The organism is Maribacter halichondriae (assembly GCF_027474825.1).
GTDB classification, from domain to species: Bacteria; Bacteroidota; Bacteroidia; order Flavobacteriales; family Flavobacteriaceae; genus Meishania; species Meishania halichondriae.
On record NZ_CP107030.1, the window covers coordinates 2,300,588 to 2,321,262 of the forward strand.

The following is a 20,675-nucleotide window of genomic DNA, read 5'->3' on the forward strand; positions in this document are numbered from 1 at the left end:
CTATATTTTTCAGATTTCTTTTGTTATTCTTTGCTGCCTTAATAACCCGATAACTACATTAAGCCGTTTCGACCTTTTTATCCCCTTTGGTTATCTTATCCAACAAATATTCCGCACCCAAAATTTCCGAGCATGTAACTACCCCGCTAATAGTAACACCCAAAATACCATGCATGTTGAGACTTTGTCCTGTGAAATATAGGTTGTTGATTTTCGTCCTTGGCGAAATAAATGACTTCAAGGGATTTTGATAATCCTTGACATAACCATACATCGACCCACGATTGCACCCAATATAATCGCGATACGACAATGGTGTCGAGGTATATATCGATTGAACACATTCCCTAATATCTGGAAATTTCTTTTCAAGTTCGTTCAGGAAAATTTCGGTCTTTTTAGCTTTGAACTCCGCATAGGTCTCGCCCCTGTCATTTTTATTGGCGACCGTGTTGAACGTATCGGCCCAAGGGGAAACCTCATCATAGCGCATATAGGCGATGGCGGTTAATTGTTCGCCCCATTCGTCCTGATTTTTGCGTGCGCCCATGGAGACCATATAGCTCAAGGGCCAGTTTTCTTGGGTATAGTTATGACTATTCCAAACCGCATCAAGGTCTTTAGAATGGTAATAGTTGTGGTTCAGGTATTTGAAAGATTTCGGTTTTAAAACGATATGGATGCTAAAGGCCGAAACGGTACTTTCCATTTCTTCGATACGGTGTGTAAATGATTTTCTGAAATGATTCTCTCCGGTCAATTTTAAGGTCAGTTTCGGGTCGATATTCGAGATGAAAAGGTCTCCCTTGATTTCTTCCCCAGTTTTAGTGGTCACGGAAACTACTTTTTTATCCTCGATATTGATATGGACGACTTCTTGATGCTTAAAGGCATCGCAACTGTTTTCTTTTAACCTGCGGACAAGCAATTTGGTAATCTGGCTGCCGCCATCGGCACAGCGGTAAGCGCTTTCGATAAATGAATTGACCGAAAGGGCATGCACATAAAACGGCGTTTTTTCCGGCTCTCCGGCGTACAATAAATTGGAACCTGCCAGCACCGCGCGCAAGCGCTTATTTTTGGTCAAGGAATCTATATAGGATTTTGCACCAAGTTGGAACAAATCGGAATCTTGATGGTACGGTTTGCCCGCTTCCAGATTGTACAGCGGAAATTTTTGGCAAACCTCCTGTAATTTGGCGCAGTAGGTGCGAATCGCTTCCGCTTCCGCCGGAAATATTTGCACCAATGTTTTTTCAAAATTCTCATACCCCTGCGCATGTGGATATTCGGTATCGTCATCATCAAATGTGATGATATCAAAACCGTCTTCATCCAGCTTTTTAAAATGGAGTCCGTCGAGGATATCTAAATAATCGAAATAGCGATAAAGGTTTTGACCCTCTGTAAGTCCGCCTAAGTAATGTACCCCAGTGTCGAAAATGGTTTTTTCGCGTACAAAAGTCTGAAGGTTGCCGCCGAACTGGTTGTTCTTTTCTAGCACACAGACCGATTTCCCCTCGCGCGCCAGAATATTGGCCGCGACCAGGCCGCCCATTCCGCTGCCTATGATTACGATATCGTAATGGGGTTTCATCTTTGCTCTTTTTTAAATTCTTTACTGGTGGCGATCAATGGCAAACCAATTAAAATTAAGGCAACCAAATTAATAATAACAACATTGTGGATGGCGCCATAATACAAGGAGATTCCGGAATCGATTAAAAACCAAGACAATATTCCATACCACATGGCCTTATATGCCCAAAGTTCTTTCTTTTTAAAGGAATTTTCTGAAATCATGATCATTAAGATGTGAAAACCGACGATGGTTCCACCGATAATCCCGAAAAGCCAATTTTTGAAATCCAGTACATCAGACTGAAATTCATTTGATTGAAAGAATACCTCTCTGGTATAATCGTTATGAATATCGAAGAAAATGGAATTTCCCGCAAATGCAACTAGAAGCCCAACCACAACGGTCAAGACATTGGCATAAGTCAACCATTTTTGCCAGAACATGAATTTCTTATCGTCCACAAGTTTATTGATTTGAAGTCAATACTACAAAGTCATTATTTTGATTGTCGATTTTGAAACCATAGGCTTCAAAACTTGACATATCGGATTTGTATCCAGATTTTAACAATATCAAGATACCGATTTCCGCCAACTTTTCCTTTTTGGGGGAGGCCACATCAAAACCTTTCAAATTAACGATCAACACATTTGCATGAATCTCCAAAGCATCATCGGCTGAATCCATAACAGTAATCTTACTATAGTTATGTGTGAGATAATTGTTTTTAAGGATGGCCCTTGCTTCATCATCTTCCAAATAGGAATAAATTTTCCGGTCGTGGGAATCTAAGGCCAATAACAAATCTAATTGCCCAAAATCCTCAGAAAGATGGATGATTGTATCCTTTGCGCCGATGACTTCTAGGATGGTTTTATAGGGGTCTTGATTCGTTTTTAAATCCTTTTTGACCGCTTTATAGAAAGCATCGCCTTTATGTCGGTAATTTTCCAAAAGTAGTTTGTGCCAATAGGTTTTTCCTTCTATTTCGTTGCATAGCCGTCTGAATTCCGACCTAAAATAGTGGCCTATCTCTTTGGGCCGTTGGGCATAGTTTTTTGCAAAACGCGGATCATCAGGGGTAATTCTTGGTAAGATCTCAACGGTAATACTTCCATCGCGGATAATGAAACTGCCTTTGGGTGAAACTTCTGAAGACCCATGGATCAAAACCGGCAAGATGTCAAGACCGAGTTGTTCCGCCAAGTAAAAGGCACCTTTGTGAAAGCGTCTTATTTTATTCGTTTCGGAACGTGATCCTTCGGGGAAGGCGATGATCGAAAAGCCCTGGGCCATTTTTTGGCGCAGATAGGACTCGCCGTTTTCAACACCTCCAGAAACAGGATAGGCTCCGTGCAACCTCGCGGCATAGCCAATGGTCTTTGAATTGTATACATGATCCTTTACAAGATATATCAATTTCGGATGCAACATGCCCATCGCCAGAATATCCAAAAACGAGGCATGGTTGGCAATCAGAATGGCCGGCTTTTCGAAGGTTTCGTTATTGGGATTCCTGATTTCCTTGGTTAAAAAGGGATTGGTGTACAACACCGACTTCATAAACTTCGAGGTTGCTTTATGCAGTCCGGGTTGTGGTTTAAGTCTCGCCTTCGGATTCAATTTCATCACTAACCAAGAATACACGGAAAGCACCAATCCGCCTAAATCAAAATAGGCAAATGACAGAAGGGAATGCAACAAATACCTCGGAGTAATCGGTCTTTTGTTCGTGTCTCCGATAAAAAGCCGGAACAACAAAGGCTGGAGCGTAAACGCCACGAACATCGCGCAGCCAATACCGATTAACGATACGATTGAAATTGTATATAAAACGGGATGTTTGGCAAAAACCAAAACTCCAACACCTGCAATTGTGGTAATTACGGAGAGTATGATTGAGGTTTTATGCGTGACCAACATTTTTTCTCCGGTGCGATATTCGGTCAGCAATCCGTTGGTCGTAAAAATGCTGTAGTCCACCCCGAGGCCGAAAATAAAACTGCAGATGATGATGTTGAAGATGTTGAATTCGATATGAACAAGGCCCATGATACCGACCGTTAAAAACCAAGTCAAGAAAATGGGAATGCTGGTAATCAAGGTCAACGTAATACTTCGATAAAACAGGAACAGGATCAAAAGCACCACGATCAACGAGTAACCGAGCAAGCGGTTGAAATCATTTTTCAGACTTCCCAAAAAGGTCTCGTTGACGTTTTGGCGGTCGATGAAGAGGGTATTCGGAACATCCGCAAATTGTTCGCGGATTTGGGCCGCGTTCGCATCATCAATTTTGACCAGCGAAGTAATCGTGGTACCGTTTTCATCCGTTACCACATAATCGTCCAAAGAGAATGATTTTATTTCATCCAAATCGGATAGTTCCAAAGGCTTAAAATCGGCCTTCAAAAGGAATAGAACTGGGAAAAGGTATTCTCCTTAAACCCCAGTTCAGAACCACTTTCGATAAGGTTTTTTTCAGGGAATCGATTCGATCGGGATTCCAAAATTGCTTCCAAGCTCCGATTTTCTGTTGTTGTGTCCGTTCGGATTTTGCCAAAGTTCCGATAGACCCAAAACTAACAATTTTGACTTCTTCTTTTAGTTGTTCCAGTTGCCGGTGTAGGCTGTCGCTGCGTTGCAAGACATCCTCCAAATTTTCTCCATAGGTGGATAAATAGAGTGATTTTGAACCGATATCCGTCAGTTTTTCGAGGCGGTCGCGAGCATCGAGCAATGCCTGTGTCTCATAATTGAGTTTGGCGATATCCTGATTAAAGATCACTTTGCTATATGTAAAAATGCTGATGACAAAAAGGACGGAAAGTAAACCAATGGCCCATTTGCTTTTGTGCCATTCAAAACTGGCCCAACGGTCAAGAATCATTCTTTTGTCCGTTGAAACTTTTTTACTCTTGTAAACTTGGGGAATAAAAAGCAGCGCAAAAACAGAAGCCCCTAGCACACTTACGGCCGCGAAAATACCTAAATCTTGTAACGCTTGCGAATCCAGAAACAACAAACAAAGAAACGCTGACGCCGTGGTCAGACTGCTCATCAAAACCGCCGGAGCGACCTCTTTATAAAGATTTTTTATATCCTTGCCGTTGCGAATGTGCGTCAAGATATGCAATCCGTAATCCAAGGTTACGCCCAATAAAATTGCACCGATGCCCAAAGAAATCGCTGAGATCTTTTCCCGTATCAGACAGAGAAAGGCGATGGCCAACAAACCTCCAAAAACGGTTGGGGCGAAGAGAATGAATGGGAGAGCCAGTTTTCTGTAGAATACGATAAGTAAGACGATGAGTAGGGTCATCGCGATGCTCACGGTAAACTGAATATCGCGTTTGATCTGGGTCGCATTGGAAACTGCGCTCAACGCCGCGCCAAAATATTCGCTCTGAGCTTTTGCCTCATATTTGGTGTTGAGGGTATCCTGAATACGATATAAAGCCTCTGAGAAAGGTAGGTTTTTGTTCGTTTCTCCCGAGCCGAAGGTGGGGGTAATAAAGAGGAGAATATTTTCTTCCTGTTCATTGAGAACAAATCCTTTTTTGAGTTTAAAACCTTCCCCAAAACCCAGTTGTTGCAATTTTTTTAGAGCGATAAAGGATAGTCCTAATGGGTCTTTTACGATATTTTTTTTGGCGACGATTCCCGTCGGAGAGACCAGCGTCCTATAATTTTCAGCGGTTATTTTGGCAATACTGTCCCTGAAAAGTTTGCGTTGAATGGCCTCATAATCCGAAGCGTCCAGAAACAGCGGCAGGTTTTTATAAACAAGGTCTAAGGTTTTGGGTAAATCTTCGTCATCGATTTTTCCTTGAATGTTCTTTATGAATTCTCCTTGGCTCGCTTCAACGCTATCCAAAAATTCCATCGCATATTTTGTTAGGTCATCAACGGAACCTGTGTCCCCTTTTCGGATATTTACCACGATCTTATCCGTAAAGGCAATGGATTTTAATACTTTTTGTATTCGTTGTGTCTCTTCGTTGGCGGGAATCAAGGAAGAAATATCGTCGTCGAACTGGATTTGGCGCGATATTCCAAGTAGACCGGCAAGTAAAAGTAGCAGGGCCAGAAGTGCCAACCATTTTTTCGAGGCGATGGCCGTGTAGGCTCGAAAGAAAAAGCTACCCATTTTCAACGGCTATTTTTCGTTTGGCCATTTGGATCAGGTATATGTAACCGATGCATCCTGAAATGATGGAAACCGCACTTGCCAAAACAAGAGATCCGATGAAGTAGGTTTTTAGACTTTTTAGAGCCACGGCGACAGTCAGTTCGTCAAAGGAAATAGCTAGCTTTTCTCCGGTAATCCAGATGCCGACCTGAAGACCAAAAAAGAGGATAAATGGGATAAAAGGGGGCAGGCTGATGTTCGAGAACGCAAAGGTAATCGCTTTGTTCAGCTTGAACAATACCACGAGGCCGAACACCAACAAGGTATGCAATCCCCAAAACGGACTCAGCCCTATGAAGACACCCAGGGTAATGGAAAGTGCTTTTTTCTTGGGAGAATCATTGCTTCCCAAAACGTCTTCCATGAAGAATTTTTTTATTCCTTTTTTCTTGACCCTTCGAAAGAAATCTCGCGGTTTGATGTAGAAGACCGTAGCGATGACGAACAGGGTGTTCAACACGCTGATACGTGCAAAATCGGGTACCTTTCGAAAATGGGAAACCCTTTCCGGATCTTCATACGAAATCTTAACCGGAACGTTTTTGACCAAAGTTCCGTTCCAAGCGGCCTTGACGATAACCTCGATTTCGAACTCGAATTTTGGGGTGTACAGGTTCAGCTTTTCGATTTCTTTTAACGGATATAAACGAAACCCGCATTGGGTATCTTGTAACCAAGTGCCTGTCTCGAACCAAAACCAAAAGTTGGAGAAGCGGTTTCCGAAACTACTAGAACCGGGAACGTCGGACTGCCGCATGTTCCGCGAGCCGATATAGAGTACGTTTTTGGTTTCCTCTTTCTGCAATGCTTCCAGAAATACTGAAATGTCCTCGGGAAAATGCTGCCCGTCGGAGTCGATGGTAATCACAAAATCATAACCGAGCTTCAGGGCTTCCTTGAACCCGATTTTTAGGGCATTGCCTTTTCCCTTGTTTTTGGGAAGATGAATTTGATGGACTTGGGGATAGTCTTTTAAAATTTCGGTAGTGCCGTCCGTTGATCCGTCGTTGACGACGATGCTATTTTGAGTCTGTCGTAAAATGCCATCCAGCACCCGCCCCAAAGTCCCCGCATTATTATAGGTCGGAACCAGCACACAGCATTTGAGCTGTTGCATGGTTTCTTGGAGTTGTGGGGTAGGGGTCGGCACTTCTTAGTTCGTTTGAAGCGTACTGTCGGAAGGAACAGGTGTGTCACATTGAGCCTTTCGACTGTGCTCAAGACCGGCTAAAGTCGAAATGGTTTGGTATATGAAAGGTCTTCGACTACGCTCAGACTGACAATTCCGGTCTTCGGCACATACGCTATTGATTTACAAAGATAACGATTGCAAACCCTAAAACAATTGCTTTTCGGCATCTGAAAAGGCATCGGATTGTAGCGAATATCCCTTAACAAATTCCTTGGCACCGGTATCGGTCATGGAAGCGTAGTTATCTAAAATGAATTGTTTGTCCTCTACAATGTTCTTTTTGTAACCCACGATTTTCGGGGCATTTTCCTGAACGCTTAAACGGATACATCGGATTTCAACGCTTTCGGGAACTGTTTCGACGGCAAATTCCAAAAGTTCCCTACCGTCTTTGAAAAAGGTTTTTTTGTCCTTGATGCCTTCCGCATATTTTGACATCATCGTGGTTATGGCTCCTTTGTAGGCCACTAACACCGTTTCGTCATTTTTGCTTACGGAAATTAGGTTGTCGTGAAGTTTTTTGGTCATTTCCTCGCTATTCGAGGCTTCTCGATAATCTGTCCTCACTTTCGAAAGTTCGGGGGCTAAGCTCCAGAACACAGCAAAAAGCAGTAATGAGATCAAGGTTTTCATTTAGCTCATTTGTTTAAAACTTGCGTTCAACTTTAGTGCCAAGGTTTCATCAAAACTTACGGTGTTCTTCACTTTTATTTGGTTTTCGACTTCCGAAAAGTCCAATTTAAATTGAAGCGTTTCGTTATTTTCAGGATTGATGATGGCCATAAACTTGACATTGGAGACCACGGATAGAAATAGCTCTTTCTCAAAAGCTTTCTCCGTAAGTTCCTTGATAATCTGAATAGTACAGACACCGGGCAAAATAGGATTTCCGGGGAAGTGACCTTTGAACACCTCGTGATCTTTGTTTAGTTTTACGGATGCATGAACGCTGCTATCCTCTTGATTAAAATCGATTATGGAATACAGTCCTTCTATGAGCATTTTGTCAAAGTTTGAATTTATAGGCGGCCCCAATCTGAAAAACGCCATTTAGGTTGCTACCCGCTTCTTCATATAAATCGTCGGCACCGAAGAAATCAACGCTAATAGTGCCTTGTTTGTAGCGGGCCTCCAAGCTCAGTCCGAAATCGAATTCGTAGCCGATGCCTCCCATAGCGGCGATATCGATAGGTGATATTTCTCCGTCGATATTCCCGTTTGTAAAACTGACGAAATTATTTTCTAGATTAATATCAAGACAGGCACCGATCATAAAATGGAACCCACCGTTTTTGCTCACATAGAATTTGTTCGGAACGCCAATAGAGAGATAATTGATTTTTATATCTCCGTACTCAGTCGAATTCGAAGCACCACCCTGATTGGAATAAAGTAATTCGGGCTGCAACGCATAATAATCGCCAAAAGGAATTTTCACGAACGCACCTATGTAGAGCCCCGTTTTATTGTCGAGCCTTGTTTTGCTGATATTCGAGCTGTTAAGACCCATTTTGATGCCGGGCCTGGCTTGGGCCATCGCAATGGGTGAGAACGAAAGAAATAGTGCTAAAAATGCCACGATCGACCTTTTCATCAAAGTGCTTTTAAATTGATTTTAAGCTTAACGTTATTGTGCAAAATCTCAATTGCTTCTGCAATGTTATCATTTATTCCCGAAAACAGAAAAGTTACCTTTTCTTTTCCATTGCCCGTTCGTACTATTTTTTGCAAGGTGCCGTCTTCAAAAGTATAATAATGTTTTTTGGATAGTAGAACGGACTCGACCATCGTCTTTTCTTCATTAAAATAGGAATCCAAGCTTTTCGAATTTTTCCGGATTAAGACTAAAAAATCACGTTTTAACACATTTATGAGCAATTTTTTGTCCATTTCGGGCAAAATACGTTTGATTTTCAAACTTTCTCCTTTGAATTCAAAATCAAATATGGTGTTTCCCAATTCGGTCGTAAAAACGATGCGATGGTGTTCACTGGCTATTTTTTTGACGATTAAAATACCCCCAAACGACTTATCAAAAGCATCTATTTTGGTTTTGTACACATAATCTTTATCAGTATCTGAAAAATAGGGATTCAGTACTGTTTTTGGAACGGTTTCCAAGGGAACAAAACCTTGTTTTTTAGGATAGGAAGCACACCCCGCCCACAAAAACAGGCAGAGGCTACTGAGCAAAATCCGCATCGGAAAGGGGTTGGTTCGTTTTTCGATCGCTGAAAACAATATGGGTGTAATCACCTGAAGGTTCTATCATTTTTACTTCGATGACCTCCCCGACTGCATTAAAAGTTAAATGAAATGCCTTGATAAACTCCGCGAACTGGTCATCTTTCGGAAAAAAGTGAACCAAGCTGTTTTCATTGTTCTTAAAATACTCCATATTAAATTGCGCATCGTCGAACAGATCGCCACGAATGCTGGCCGTGATCAATTGGTTGAGCTGCGTAAAAAGTTTGTTTCCCCCGACATCCATATTGCTTTTGTTGCCATCGTCATTGATGTAAAGCGTTTGGCTTCTAAAAATGATGGAATAGGCATAAGGTTGTACATATTCCCATTTTACTAAATCTGGCGACTTAAAGGCCAGTTTCCCTTTTGATTCGATGTCGTTGGAAAGGAAATCCAAGTGTTTGTATTGCGTAAAATTACTGGTAATCGTGTTTGTGGTCTCTGCCTGTTCCTTGACCTTCGTTTTTAGGTGTTCCGCCTCGGCAGAGGTCATTTTGGTCTGGGCGGAGAGGGTCATGGCCCCAAAAAAAAGTAATATAAAGCTATAAAAGATTCCTGCTTTCGCTGAAATGAAAATAAAATGTTGTTTCAACTTACCCATATGCTTCAATTTCCAACAATCGCTCAACAGTAACCGATTCCAAGTTCTTCTCCTTCAAAAATACCAATAACCGTTCCAAAACGGCGACTGTTTTCTCGCTGGTGTCGTGTAGCAATATAATATCGCCCTTGGAAAGTTTCGAAGTTATTCGTTTGAATACCATTTCTTTGGAGCGGGGCGTGGTATCCAATGAACGGATGTTCCATCCGACGGAAGTAAGTCTCAGTTGTTTTACGGCTTTCTCGACCATAGGGTTGGTAACCCCGAATGCCGGACGGAAGAGGTTCATTTCCCGTCCGGTTAAATCTTTAGCAACGGATTTGGTTTTTAGCAATTCGGCTTTCACTTTTTCCAAACCAAAGAAGCCGAAGGTCTTGGAATGGGAATAGGTGTGATTTCCTATGGAATGGCCATTGGCAATTATTTCCTTTAGGATATTGGGGTTTTTTACAATGTTTTCCCCTATACAGAAAAATGTCGCTTGGGCCTCAAAGTGTTTTAGAAGGTCTAAAACTTTGGGAGTGAATGCATGATTCGGCCCATCGTCAAAAGTTATGGCTACCCAATTTTCAGAAATCTTTTTGTTGGAATGAAGGGAAGTCAAATGATAATTCCATCGAATAAAAAACGAACCGAAAAGAGTTGTCAAAAACCATAACAAAACAACAATGGAATAACCCCAAATAGGAATGGCAACGAAAAAATCAAGGGCGATCAACCCCAAAAAAATGAGGATGGCTACGGGATTGATTACCCTTCTTGTCAACATTTACGGAGGAGCGTGAGGCTATGGTTTTCCCCTCTATATTGGTTGTAGATCAATATGGTTTTCGGCGAAGTAGTTTCCACGGAATTCAAACGAACCGCCTTTGGAACGTACTGATGTTTCAATATCTGGTTGGCCAGCCAAAACCCGAATCCCGAGGCGGTATCGAACTCGCCCGACAAGTGTTTGAAATAGGCTTGGCAGGTATTTTTAAAAATTCCTTTCGCCAATTCGTTGTAATAGCCATCAAATTCAACATCGCCATTATTTCCCAAAATAACAACATCGACAGTATCGAGGGTAAACTTATTTTTCGATAGAAATAATGCTACTTTTTCTGAAACTTCATCTTGAGAAAGGGTATTATAAGTCTCCACTGCCAGTAATTCAGCATAGCAAGAAGGTCTTTTCTCGTTGGAAAGCACAAAAAAATGAGCGCCCTCTGAAAAAACAGCTCCTTGGGTGCCTGAAGACAGTACCGCCATCGTTTCGACCGCTTCCTGTTTTATATGTCCGATCAAGCGATGGGTATCCACATGATGGTCGACGAGCTCATCGACTCCACCGACCAGAATATGATTCGCCTCGTCGTTTTCCAGTTGCATTTTTGCATCCAAAACAGCGGATTCAAAGGAAATCACAGAATGCACATACGTAAAATTATGGCCCTTGCAGCCCATACCCAATGCGATTTGTCCCGCAACGGTATTGTGCGAGGACTGTATAAATCGGGTCGGGGTCAAAAATTGTTCGTCATTGTCGATAATATCGATGACGAATTTTTCGGAATCGCCGATACAGCCCAAACCTGTGCCGACAATGATGGCATCGATTTCGTTTTCTTCTAAAGCTGCTTCCGTCATGGCGGTCTTGGCACTGACCGTGCTCATTTTGATGCCTTTAGCCATTCTTCGCGCCGCCGCGGGCGGAATATATTCTCTGTAATCGGGTGCGATGATACTCAGAACCGTATCATTATGGTTAAAGATATCTTCCAAAAAATGTGAATTGTCAAATGTTTTCTGTGCAGAAACCGACCCAACGCTGTTGATATAGACCGATTTTTTCATGCTTCTTTGGAAAATATAAGCGTGGAACAATTCCCTCCAAAGCCAAAAGAATTCGACAAAACATTCCGCAAGGGTTTTTTGGTCACTTGAGTAATCGGAGTCAGATCGAATTCCTTCATTTGGGTTTTATAGTTCAGGTTTGGGAACATGATGTTGTTTTGGAGTGCTAAAACTGAATATACGGCCTCGACCCCTCCAGCGGCGGCCAACGTATGTCCGGTAAAGGCTTTTGTGGAACTGAATTCCGGTACCTTTTCATCGAATAAACGGATCAATGCCCTTCCTTCTGACAAGTCGTTGTTGGGCGTTGCCGTGCCATGAGCATTGACATAATCGATATCGGAAGATTGCATTCCCGCGACTTTCAACGCCTTTTCCATGGCCAGAACCGCACCGTCGCCGTGTTCCGAAGATGCCGTTTGATGATAGGCGTCGTTCGCATTTCCGTAGCCTTTTACATAGGCCAACACCTTTTTGTTTTCTTTCTTGACCATTTCATCCGATTCTAGAACAAGAAAGGCTGCGGCTTCTCCTAAATTAAGCCCCTTGCGATTATCATCAAAGGGTGCGCTATAGGTATCGGATAAAATCAATAGGGTCTTAAAACCGTTGATGGTAAATTTTGAAAGACAGTCCGTACCCCCGACGATGACCCGATCCAATTGACCGGATTTAATCATCCGCGCTCCTAACATAATGGCATTGGCCGCAGAGGAGCAGGCCGTACTGATGGTGGTTACGAAACTTTCTTCCAGACCAAGATGTTTGGCTATTTTTTTGGTGGAATCGCCTGCATGCAGTCCCGTAATATGCTGGCGGACTTCTGGGTGTTCAAAATAATCGTAGAAATACTGTTCGGATTTGTCCATACCGCCGACCGTGGTGCCTGAAATGAGTCCGGTTCGCACATCGTTTATTTTGGTGATTACCGCATTTTTAAGGGCTTCCTCAGCGGCTAGACAACCTATGAGAACCGTGCGGGACCATTGGTTTTCGGAAACATCAAGCCGTTTTTCCAAAACGGGATTGGTATCGGAGATCTCGCCGACCATGATTTCATCTTTATGAACGGTTTCGATTTGGAAAATTTTGGAAATTCCTTTTTTTCCACTGATAAGCGATGCGTAGTTTTCCGCCACATTGTTGCCAATGGCCGAAATGATGCCCATTCCCGTGATTGCTACGCCTTTGTTCATTTTTGAATTTATACGGAAGGGAACCGAGAAAAATGCTATCGACTTCTGTGTTCCGCGATATAGCCGGCCATGGTTTCGACCGACTCGAATATTTTTTTACCTTCCTTGGGATCGGCCAGCTTGATGCCATAGTCCTTATCGAGCATTACGATCAGTTCCAATGCGTCGATGGAATCTAGGCCCAACCCTTCCCCGAAAAGGGGGTCTGTATCCTTGATTTCCTCAATGGCAACATCTTCCAAGTTGAGTTGCTCTATGATTTTTTCCTTCAATTCTTGTTTCAATTCGCTCATCAGGTCAAATATAATCTGGTTATTTCTTCTTTGGTATGTAGATGGCTTCCTTGATGTGATACGATATATAAAAATGCTTCGTACCGACCTTCATCAAAATCGACCCATCCGCAGAGTACTTCGTCCGCTTTTTCCGTGTCCAATAAACTGTCACTATATTCCTTTATATAGTCAGCATTGAACGCATCAAAGATAAAAAAACTATTTTCGGAATGCAGTTTATGCCGTATGCTAATTTCGCCTATACAAATATTGGGCAGCGTGTAAACGAATACTGCCGGACTCGGATAAAAATTGTTTTCGTCCGCTATGGATTCTTGGTATTTTCTATCGGTATCAAGACTCGATGCCCTATTCGATAAAACTATCGCCATATTCCGTTCTTGTTCAGGGGAACTCTTTTCTTGCAAGAGTACCTCCGCTGCCATAAAAGCCAATTTACTCAGATTATCCATTTTGAAAAATTTGGAATAATCCGTCTCAAAATGATGATATGCCGATTTTATGAAGGAAGCGAAATCAGGGGAAATATTTTCATAAACCGCCTTTCCGTTCAATGAAACAATCCCTTCATTGATATGGCAATAGCTTTTTATGTGGTTATTTTTGTTCAAGGAAACTGTTTCAAGTTTTTAAGAATTCCGACCAACTACCGTCTAAAGTCTAACGACTACTATCTTTTCCGCACACGAACATGGTATGGAATTCCCCGACGGGAAGGTCTTCTTTTAAGATCAACCCCGCTTTTTCGATTAACTCCTGAAATTCGGTCGCTTTGTACATTTTGCTGTTTCCGTTTGCCAAGGCCGTGAAATATAAAGATGTCGCTTCCAACGTAAATCTGGCATTGTCGAATTTTTGACGATCGGTATAGGTTTCGATGATGATCAATTCTGCGGAATCATCCATCGACTGTACACAAATTTTCAGGATTTTCAGTATTTCTTCCTTCGAAAAGCAATCTAAAAATTGGCTCATCCAGATTGTGTCGGCACCTTCGTGAATCCTCGGATTTTCGGAAAGCCAGTCGATTTCCTGTCCTGAAATCCTATTTTCAAGTCCGTTCTCCTTGGCATTTTCGAGGGCTTTTGACAATTGCCCGGGAAGATCAAATATCGTTATCTCAACATCTGGATCATAGTTAGCGCAAAGTATGGCAAATTTGCCCGTGTTTCCGCCAATATCAAAAAGTGTTTTCGGTTGATGTCGGAATACCAACGGCAACGCTTCGCCAAAAATTTCATCGGAATAAAAATGGTCGAAAGCGAACCACGATTCTTGAATTTTTGAAGGAAGTTGTGACAACCCTTCATAAACCGTCGGCCATGGACCCAGTTCTTTCAACCCGGCCGGTTTTCCGGTCTGTATGGCCTCGTGCAAATGAAAAAGACCTTGATAGCAAACGTCTTGCGTAAAGTTCAGGTTGGCCTCGGTCATTTTGTTATAGTTCAAAAAATAACCGATTTTGGTCAGTTCATAGCCACTATCCTCATTTGTACTTACGATATCCGAACTTTCGGCGATTTCCAAAAGCACGCTAAGTCCGTATTCACTTATGGAAAGTGCTTTGGAGAGTTCCTCTAATGTAACACCACCATCGGAATCGTTTTCAAAAAGGTAGTCGAAAACGCCCAGTTTGCGCAACGAGACCGTAGTCTGGAATACAAAAGGAGCAAAAGCGATTTTTTGCGCTTCTTCAAGCGCCTTGATAGCTTTTATGGGTTTTTTGGCCATTATGAATTGAAAATCTTTGCAGCGGGCAAATTTAGGGAATGTAGCTTAATTAGGAAACCCGAAAGATAGCTATTCGCTTTGAGAGTCGAAATACTGGAAAAGGAGTATTTTTTGAATATTTTACAGCACTATATAAATTGAATTTTCCTAAAAACGGCTGCCGTATTACTCCCCCCAAACCCTGAAGCCGTTTTTAAAAACGTATGTATCTCTTTTGAAGTAGTTTGTTGGATGATTTTCAAAGGTTCGGAAACCCCCAATTCTCGAAATCCTTTGGACGCAAATAGGGTATTTCGATGTAATGCGTGCATGCCGATGATGGTCTCCAGAAGTCCCGATGCGCCAAGTGTATGGCCGAAATATCCTTTCAAACTGTTCAAAGGTATTTCGCCCAGACCGGCACGGTTAAATGCGATGGACTCCATTTCATCATTGAACATGGTGGCGGTACCATGGGCTGAAATATAATCGATGTTTTTGTGGGATAGACGAGTTTGTTCTAAAGCTTTGGTAACACTTCGGTACAATCCTTCACCTGTTCGGGAGGGTCCTGAAATATGGTTGGCATCGTTGCAGGAAGCTTCGCCCAAAATCTCGACCGATTCCGGCACCAATACATTTTTATCTTTCGTAACCAAAACGCTTGCCGCGACTTCCCCGATATTGATGCCCGAACGGGTTTTGCAATATGGGCGACAAGGTTCTTCGCTCAGTGCCTGAAAAGCGTTAAATCCTGAGATGATGAATTTTGTGACCAAATCTCCCGCTACGACAAAAACATGGTCGAATTTATCTTGATGAATGAGACGTTTTGCTACAGCTATCGCCAATATCCCAGAAACACAGGCATTGGAAAGCACCAAAGGTTCTGTCTTAAATCGAAAATGATTTTTTAGCCGTTGGGCCAATTCACTGAGATAGGCACGTTCTTTTGGAAAAGAGCTTTCTGAATCCAGCACATCGATATTGCCTTTGGTCGTCGAAATAATGAGTCCGACCCGGTCGGTCAATTCAAGTCCCGATGTGCTTAGGGTTTTATCGAGCGAAACTAGCATCATCTTTTCCAATCGTGTATGGCGTTCTTGAATGTCTAGTTTAGTAAACGCTTCTTGTAGGGCATCTGCCGGAATCATGGACGAATAGAAGGGGCGGTCTACTATTTTTGGGTCGTCGACCAATTGCAGTCCAGAGATTTCCTTTGAAATTTTATCTACGACAGTCTCGCTTTCAAAACCTAGTGACGAAATAATATTGTTATGTGAGAGATAGGTGCTATTCATTCAAAAGGCCTACTTTTTGCTTCCATTCTCTAAAAAAATCGGGAAGTACCAGAGACAGTTCCCCGTCCAGTTCGACAAATACCTGAACGGTCTCGCCGGTACAGACCACAGCCCCATCTGGATTCAAGATCTCGTATCTGAAAATCATTTTAGCGGCCGGCGAATCGATATAGGTGGTCTTTATTTTGGCTACATCGCCATAACGTAAAGGCAATTTATGCTCACATTTTGAGGAAACTATCGGTGTCGAAAAATTGTTCGCTTTTTGATCCAGATACGAGATGCCGTGATGGCGACCGAAGGTCTCGCGCCCATCCTCAAAAAACTGGATGTAATTGCCGTGCCAGACAATGCCCAACGGATCACACTCCGAAAAACGTACCCGGACTTCGCTCGTATGGCTGATTTCTTTTTTGATTTTAGACTGCGTTCTTTCGCTCATTATATATAATGGAGATTACTGTGGTTGCAACAAAGAACAAAAATAACAAAGCGATTTCGGGTAGCAGTTCTTTGAGCGCGACATTTCTTAGGAATACGTCGTAGAATGCATTCAAACCCCAATTCATAGGGGAAATATTAGAGAGTACTTGCATGAATTTAGGCATGGCAAACACTGGTACCCAGACCCCGCCCAAAGCGGCCAAAATAACTACAAAGGTTGCCCCGAAAGGAGCGGACTGTTCCTGTGTCTTGGCAATGGTGCCCAATAGAAGACCAAGACCGACCGCGGCCAACCCGGCAAAAAAAGCAACGAAAAAGAGAAGCGGTAGTTTGCCCGAAACATCCAGTTTTGGGAGTCCAATAAGAGGGAAAAGATAAACGCCGACAAGCAGCATCAATGCGAACTGTATCAATGCCACGCTCAAAAAAATGACTGTTTTTCCGCCCAAAACCGTCGTATAGGATACAGGATTCGTCCGTAGACGCACAAGAGTACCTTGGTTTTTCTCCTTGACCATATTGATGGACAATGGCAAAATGATGAAGAAAATGGCGAAGAGGGTCCATGCGGGAATATTATGTTGCGTGGAGTTCGGAATAACCTCTTTTTCAGCTTCCGAAGGCACTATTTCAGTAAAAGTCAAAAAGGGCTCGGTATCGAAAATTTCTTCTGACGGATCGTCGGTCAACTCTTCCTGAAAGGCTTTGTAAATGGTTTGGGTCTCAATTTTGGAGACCATTTGGTCGATGCCGCTTTTGATGGAATTCCGAAATGAGAATTGCGTTGCCGGATCAAAGTAGAGCTTGATTTCCTTGGGTTTCAGTTTTGATTTTACCAATGGGATATTTTCCTCTTTCGCACCGAATTTTTCGAGGATTCCTTCGACGTTTTCCGAGATTTTCAAATTCAGGTCGTTGGATAAGTTTTCAGGGATAATAATGGCCAACTGATACTTTCCCGTCTGCACCAAATTTTTTGCCTCGCCTTCATCGGATTTCAATATTATTTCAAAACGTTCGGAACCCTTTAGATTTTTTTGAATGTTTTCGGATACCTTTCCTTTGTCCTTATCCACCAACAAAATAGAAATCTTGGATTCTATTAGCGTCTTGAACGTACCATCTTGAATAGTGGTAATCGTGATGACCAAAAGTAACGGCATTAGAAACAAGATGGCCAATCCCCCCAAATCACGGGTCAACAACAGAAGTTCCTTGTATGTCGAGGCCCATAGTTTATGCATAGTCCCGTAATGCTTTTCCGGTTTGGGACAAAAAGATCTCTTCGAGATTTTTGGCTCCTTTTTGTTGGGCAATGAGTTCGGCAGGCTTTCCTTTACACACGATTTTTCCTAAATCGATGATGGCGACACGCGTGCAGAAATGTTCCGCTTCGTTTAGGTGGTGCGAAGTGTAGAGAATGGTCGTGCCATCAGTATTCAATTGTTTTAGATAATCGATGATTACGTTTTTCGACTGTACGTCAACGCCCACCGTAGGTTCGTCTAAAAACAACACTTTTGGCTTGTGAAGAATGCTGGCGATCAAATTGATACGCCGTTTCATGCCTCCCGAAAAGTTGGCTATTTTTTTGTGGGTGAACTGTGAGAGTCCCAATGTTTCGAGATGCTGTTGGATGTTTTCTTTCAAGGAATTCCCCTTTAAACCATACATGCTTCCAAAATAATGCAGGTTCTCATAGGCGGTCAACGAAGGATATAGTGCATATTCCTGTGGAACGATACCGATCAATTGTTTAAGTTGGGCATTGTTTTTATGATAGGTCAATCCGTCGATTGAAAAAGAACCTGAAGTGGGTTTGAGCAACGAACTTAACATCGAGATCAGTGTTGTCTTTCCTGCTCCGTTTGGCCCTAGTAATCCGAAAACCTCCTTTTCTTGAATCGCTAGATCTAAGTTATGTACCGAGTAGTCTTCGGCACCTTTGTATTTTTTGGAGAGTTGGGTTATTTGGATCATGGCCCCTTAGCCCCATATGGGGAATTTTACTCGATAATCGAGATTTAAATGCTCCGAGGCTTGCCCGCCTTCATGTTGCCATTTCGGCGGACGAAGGCCTCGAAATCAAAATGTCTTTTCCTTTAAATGCCTCGTGGGCTTTCCCCGAGGTATTTACATATGCATTAAACTGCTTTTTTCAACTTCTTAAAAAAAGCTTCCTCACGTCTGGCAATTTCATAGAGTTGGTCCGCGATTTTGTTATAGCCATCGCTTTCGCCGCTCCGGTTTTTGTAAATCCGGGAAGCATCCAAGGCAAAATCACGCCAAGCATCCCCGATTTCGGTCATTTCTTTGGAGAATTCCTTAAGATTTTCATTGTTCAATACGCCCGAAGCTTCCTGAAGAAATGCGGCATAGATATATCGGAAGCCACCTCCCCCCGTACCGATTTCCTCTTGCATACGTACGATCTGGCCCAAATAGTGATTGGCTTTTTTAGCGCCCAATTGTGCAGGCCATTTACGGATATTCTTTGCCACCCAGCGCATGGCCTTTACCCCGACAATGGGTACAGGGGCCGTCATATCCCTACAGGTGTGTTTTATGCCCTTGACAATCGCTTTTTCAAGTTCCAATTCTTCGGGAAACGAGGTAGGGTAATACATATGTCCTTTGGGTGCAAAGGCTCCTTTGGCAAAACGGACTTTCTCTAATTGTCGGTCCGTCAGCGTAGTAACGCTTTCCATTACGGGATCACTGATGAGATATTCATTTTCGGTCTTACCGTACACTACCATATTGTGCGCATTGAAATGGAACCGGTATTCATCGGGAAAATAAATTAGATTATAAACCCCGACCTGCAGCCCAACGGGGTTATCGTTTCTGAGATTCTCGTCCAGTCGAGCCTTTGCCGTTTTCGGATTGCTGAACTTTTCCCGTTTGATTTTGACCCCGACCCTTTTGGCGAAGCGGCTAAAGACAAGACCGGGAATCACACGATAGGTAAATACAGGTGCGTAATTTACTTTGATAAAGGGAAGGTAGCTGAACAAGAGCCCTGATCCTATACCGAAAACCATGGGTTCACTTACCTCGAATCCGTTATGGCGCATTAGATTGGAAACTACGCCGTTTTCACAATGGGCAGTTTGTTTGTGGGCAAAATCAATCTGTAAGCTATCCTTCATTGATGTTCTTTAGTTGGTCAATCGATATCTCGAAAACATCGGCGTATTTCTGTAGTGTTTTCCCGTTTATTTTTTTAAAGACCGAAGGCTTAAAATGTCGTTTAACACGACATTGCCAAAGTCCGACGTAACTCGCTAATATGGGTAGGTCCATTTTGGCCTTTTCCATATAATATTCTATGGGACTTGTTTCGTTTTTTAAGACACGTTGCCTTGCATCCTCGACCCGTTCCTCGATAACCTTGATGGCATTGTCCAAGGCGATGGTCTTGGGTTCCCAACCTGTGCTTAGTTCGGTCACGTATTCGCCGTTTTCGTCTACGGCATACACCATATCCTTGATTTTGGCCTTTTCAAGTTTGCTCTTGTCTTGCGGGACTTCCTTCTTTTTCATTCTACCTCGTGAATCAAAAAATTGAAAGTACAATCTACGATTAAATCATCATTTCTAAAAGTAGCAGCTTCCACGGTACACATGCTCATCGTACCCGTATCATAACGGGATATCAATTGGGCCTTGGTTACCAAAAGTTCGTTGACACCAGGAAGTTTACGGATTTCAGCTTTTTTAATAGCACTGATATATCCTACAATTTTATTGCTCGCCCCTTCAAGGTCTTCATCATCAAAATAACTTTGGCCTACGATGGCGGTACTTGCTTGGGCGGCATTTTCAATAAGTCCGGTTTCGGAGAGTTTTCCGCTTGAGTTCAAAAAGATACAATCCTCGGTTATTTCAAAATGGGTAACAACGGAATCCTCATCTAAATAGGGAGTCACTGTGGCCATCAACATCGGCTCGCGATGCGGCAGGAAGTTTTTGATGTTGATATTGTAGCGGGCTTTTTTCATTTATGTGGTTCAAAAATCAATTTTACAGTGCTTTTGATTGTCCTCTTTCCCGTTTCTCCCGTAGGAGAAATGAA

General features: G+C 42.6%; 23 protein-coding genes. All 23 read right to left on the reverse strand.

Features of this window, described 5'->3' with window-relative positions:
* Window positions 1–58 precede the first annotated feature (58 nt).
* Window positions 59–1,597 carry a phytoene desaturase family protein gene (locus N8A86_RS10460; RefSeq protein WP_273565331.1) on the reverse strand — a complete coding sequence of 513 codons (1,539 nt, stop codon included), beginning with the start codon at window positions 1,595–1,597 and terminating at the stop codon, window positions 59–61.
* On the reverse strand, window positions 1,594–2,043 hold the full coding sequence (locus N8A86_RS10465; RefSeq protein WP_273565332.1) for a hypothetical protein: 450 nt from the start codon (window positions 2,041–2,043) through the stop codon (window positions 1,594–1,596). Before N8A86_RS10465 ends, N8A86_RS10460 begins: the two co-directional genes overlap by 4 nt.
* Before the next feature lie 4 nt (window positions 2,044–2,047).
* Window positions 2,048–3,994 carry a 1-acyl-sn-glycerol-3-phosphate acyltransferase gene (locus N8A86_RS10470; RefSeq protein WP_273565333.1) on the reverse strand — a complete coding sequence of 649 codons (1,947 nt, stop codon included), beginning with the start codon at window positions 3,992–3,994 and terminating at the stop codon, window positions 2,048–2,050.
* Window positions 3,978–5,732: an MMPL family transporter gene (locus N8A86_RS10475; protein ID WP_273565334.1), complete on the reverse strand. Its 1,755-nt coding sequence runs from the start codon at window positions 5,730–5,732 to the stop codon at window positions 3,978–3,980. The genes N8A86_RS10470 and N8A86_RS10475 overlap by 17 nt, the downstream gene beginning before the upstream one ends.
* Window positions 5,725–6,891: a DUF2062 domain-containing protein gene (locus N8A86_RS10480; RefSeq protein ID WP_273569055.1), complete on the reverse strand. Its 1,167-nt coding sequence runs from the start codon at window positions 6,889–6,891 to the stop codon at window positions 5,725–5,727. The genes N8A86_RS10475 and N8A86_RS10480 overlap by 8 nt, the downstream gene beginning before the upstream one ends.
* 219 nt (window positions 6,892–7,110) lie before the next feature.
* Window positions 7,111–7,599: a hypothetical protein gene (locus N8A86_RS10485; protein ID WP_273565335.1), complete on the reverse strand. Its 489-nt coding sequence runs from the start codon at window positions 7,597–7,599 to the stop codon at window positions 7,111–7,113.
* Complete coding sequence (locus tag N8A86_RS10490) at window positions 7,600–7,968, reverse strand: ApeI family dehydratase (RefSeq protein WP_273565336.1); 369 nt, start codon at window positions 7,966–7,968, stop codon at window positions 7,600–7,602.
* Between the two features lie 4 nt (window positions 7,969–7,972).
* Window positions 7,973–8,560, reverse strand: coding sequence for a porin family protein (locus N8A86_RS10495; protein ID WP_273565337.1), 588 nt, complete (start codon window positions 8,558–8,560; stop codon window positions 7,973–7,975).
* Entirely contained in the window at window positions 8,560–9,168 is a 609-nt protein-coding gene (gene lolB2, locus N8A86_RS10500) for a flexirubin biosynthesis protein LolB2 (RefSeq protein ID WP_273565338.1), read from the reverse strand. The genes N8A86_RS10495 and lolB2 overlap by 1 nt, the downstream gene beginning before the upstream one ends.
* Window positions 9,149–9,730 (reverse strand): flexirubin biosynthesis/transport protein LolA2, encoded by a 582-nt coding sequence (lolA2, locus tag N8A86_RS10505; RefSeq protein ID WP_488226205.1) that lies wholly within the window; start codon window positions 9,728–9,730, stop codon window positions 9,149–9,151. Before lolA2 ends, lolB2 begins: the two co-directional genes overlap by 20 nt.
* A 76-nt stretch (window positions 9,731–9,806) precedes the next feature.
* The gene (locus tag N8A86_RS10510) at window positions 9,807–10,583 is read right to left on the reverse strand and encodes a polysaccharide deacetylase family protein (protein ID WP_273565340.1); all 777 of its coding nucleotides are present in this window, start codon (window positions 10,581–10,583) and stop codon (window positions 9,807–9,809) included.
* Window positions 10,577–11,650, reverse strand: coding sequence for a beta-ketoacyl synthase N-terminal-like domain-containing protein (locus tag N8A86_RS10515; RefSeq protein ID WP_273565341.1), 1,074 nt, complete (start codon window positions 11,648–11,650; stop codon window positions 10,577–10,579). Before N8A86_RS10515 ends, N8A86_RS10510 begins: the two co-directional genes overlap by 7 nt.
* Entirely contained in the window at window positions 11,647–12,846 is a 1,200-nt protein-coding gene (locus N8A86_RS10520) for a beta-ketoacyl-[acyl-carrier-protein] synthase family protein (protein ID WP_273565342.1), read from the reverse strand. The genes N8A86_RS10515 and N8A86_RS10520 overlap by 4 nt, the downstream gene beginning before the upstream one ends.
* A gap of 35 nt (window positions 12,847–12,881) precedes the next feature.
* Entirely contained in the window at window positions 12,882–13,139 is a 258-nt protein-coding gene (locus tag N8A86_RS10525; protein WP_273565343.1) for a phosphopantetheine-binding protein, read from the reverse strand.
* Complete coding sequence (locus N8A86_RS10530) at window positions 13,139–13,753, reverse strand: 3-oxoacyl-ACP synthase (protein WP_273565344.1); 615 nt, start codon at window positions 13,751–13,753, stop codon at window positions 13,139–13,141. Before N8A86_RS10530 ends, N8A86_RS10525 begins: the two co-directional genes overlap by 1 nt.
* A 49-nt stretch (window positions 13,754–13,802) precedes the next feature.
* Complete coding sequence (locus N8A86_RS10535) at window positions 13,803–14,873, reverse strand: methyltransferase (RefSeq protein ID WP_273565345.1); 1,071 nt, start codon at window positions 14,871–14,873, stop codon at window positions 13,803–13,805.
* A gap of 128 nt (window positions 14,874–15,001) precedes the next feature.
* Complete coding sequence (locus N8A86_RS10540) at window positions 15,002–16,153, reverse strand: beta-ketoacyl synthase N-terminal-like domain-containing protein (protein ID WP_273565346.1); 1,152 nt, start codon at window positions 16,151–16,153, stop codon at window positions 15,002–15,004.
* Complete coding sequence (locus N8A86_RS10545; protein ID WP_273565347.1) at window positions 16,146–16,595, reverse strand: acyl-CoA thioesterase; 450 nt, start codon at window positions 16,593–16,595, stop codon at window positions 16,146–16,148. The genes N8A86_RS10540 and N8A86_RS10545 overlap by 8 nt, the downstream gene beginning before the upstream one ends.
* Window positions 16,573–17,841, reverse strand: coding sequence for an ABC transporter permease (locus N8A86_RS10550; RefSeq protein WP_273565348.1), 1,269 nt, complete (start codon window positions 17,839–17,841; stop codon window positions 16,573–16,575). The genes N8A86_RS10545 and N8A86_RS10550 overlap by 23 nt, the downstream gene beginning before the upstream one ends.
* Window positions 17,834–18,577 (reverse strand): ABC transporter ATP-binding protein, encoded by a 744-nt coding sequence (locus N8A86_RS10555; RefSeq protein WP_273565349.1) that lies wholly within the window; start codon window positions 18,575–18,577, stop codon window positions 17,834–17,836. Before N8A86_RS10555 ends, N8A86_RS10550 begins: the two co-directional genes overlap by 8 nt.
* Before the next feature lie 164 nt (window positions 18,578–18,741).
* A complete protein-coding gene (darH, locus tag N8A86_RS10560; RefSeq protein ID WP_273565350.1) occupies window positions 18,742–19,749 on the reverse strand; it encodes a BtrH-related acyltransferase DarH in 1,008 nt (335 codons plus the stop codon).
* On the reverse strand, window positions 19,739–20,143 hold the full coding sequence (DarG, locus tag N8A86_RS10565) for a flexirubin biosynthesis protein DarG (RefSeq protein WP_273565351.1): 405 nt from the start codon (window positions 20,141–20,143) through the stop codon (window positions 19,739–19,741). The genes darH and DarG overlap by 11 nt, the downstream gene beginning before the upstream one ends.
* Window positions 20,140–20,601 (reverse strand): hotdog family protein, encoded by a 462-nt coding sequence (locus N8A86_RS10570; protein ID WP_273565352.1) that lies wholly within the window; start codon window positions 20,599–20,601, stop codon window positions 20,140–20,142. The genes DarG and N8A86_RS10570 overlap by 4 nt, the downstream gene beginning before the upstream one ends.
* Window positions 20,602–20,675 lie beyond the last annotated feature (74 nt).

Coding starts and splice junctions, on each gene's coding strand:
- N8A86_RS10545 (WP_273565347.1), bottom strand. CDS start 16,595: ATGAGCGAAAGAACGCAGTCTAAAATCAAAAAAGAAATCAGCCATACG.
- N8A86_RS10535 (WP_273565345.1), bottom strand. CDS start 14,873: ATGGCCAAAAAACCCATAAAAGCTATCAAGGCGCTTGAAGAAGCGCAA.
- DarG (WP_273565351.1), bottom strand. CDS start 20,143: ATGAAAAAGAAGGAAGTCCCGCAAGACAAGAGCAAACTTGAAAAGGCC.
- N8A86_RS10550 (WP_273565348.1), bottom strand. CDS start 17,841: ATGCATAAACTATGGGCCTCGACATACAAGGAACTTCTGTTGTTGACC.
- darH (WP_273565350.1), bottom strand. CDS start 19,749: ATGAAGGATAGCTTACAGATTGATTTTGCCCACAAACAAACTGCCCAT.
- N8A86_RS10570 (WP_273565352.1), bottom strand. CDS start 20,601: ATGAAAAAAGCCCGCTACAATATCAACATCAAAAACTTCCTGCCGCAT.
- lolA2 (WP_488226205.1), bottom strand. CDS start 9,730: ATGACCCTCTCCGCCCAGACCAAAATGACCTCTGCCGAGGCGGAACAC.
- N8A86_RS10495 (WP_273565337.1), bottom strand. CDS start 8,560: ATGAAAAGGTCGATCGTGGCATTTTTAGCACTATTTCTTTCGTTCTCA.
- N8A86_RS10485 (WP_273565335.1), bottom strand. CDS start 7,599: ATGAAAACCTTGATCTCATTACTGCTTTTTGCTGTGTTCTGGAGCTTA.
- lolB2 (WP_273565338.1), bottom strand. CDS start 9,168: ATGCGGATTTTGCTCAGTAGCCTCTGCCTGTTTTTGTGGGCGGGGTGT.
- N8A86_RS10540 (WP_273565346.1), bottom strand. CDS start 16,153: ATGAATAGCACCTATCTCTCACATAACAATATTATTTCGTCACTAGGT.
- N8A86_RS10525 (WP_273565343.1), bottom strand. CDS start 13,139: ATGAGCGAATTGAAACAAGAATTGAAGGAAAAAATCATAGAGCAACTC.
- N8A86_RS10510 (WP_273565340.1), bottom strand. CDS start 10,583: ATGTTGACAAGAAGGGTAATCAATCCCGTAGCCATCCTCATTTTTTTG.
- N8A86_RS10460 (WP_273565331.1), bottom strand. CDS start 1,597: ATGAAACCCCATTACGATATCGTAATCATAGGCAGCGGAATGGGCGGC.
- N8A86_RS10490 (WP_273565336.1), bottom strand. CDS start 7,968: ATGCTCATAGAAGGACTGTATTCCATAATCGATTTTAATCAAGAGGAT.
- N8A86_RS10480 (WP_273569055.1), bottom strand. CDS start 6,891: ATGCAACAGCTCAAATGCTGTGTGCTGGTTCCGACCTATAATAATGCG.
- N8A86_RS10555 (WP_273565349.1), bottom strand. CDS start 18,577: ATGATCCAAATAACCCAACTCTCCAAAAAATACAAAGGTGCCGAAGAC.
- N8A86_RS10475 (WP_273565334.1), bottom strand. CDS start 5,732: ATGGGTAGCTTTTTCTTTCGAGCCTACACGGCCATCGCCTCGAAAAAA.
- N8A86_RS10520 (WP_273565342.1), bottom strand. CDS start 12,846: ATGAACAAAGGCGTAGCAATCACGGGAATGGGCATCATTTCGGCCATT.
- N8A86_RS10515 (WP_273565341.1), bottom strand. CDS start 11,650: ATGAAAAAATCGGTCTATATCAACAGCGTTGGGTCGGTTTCTGCACAG.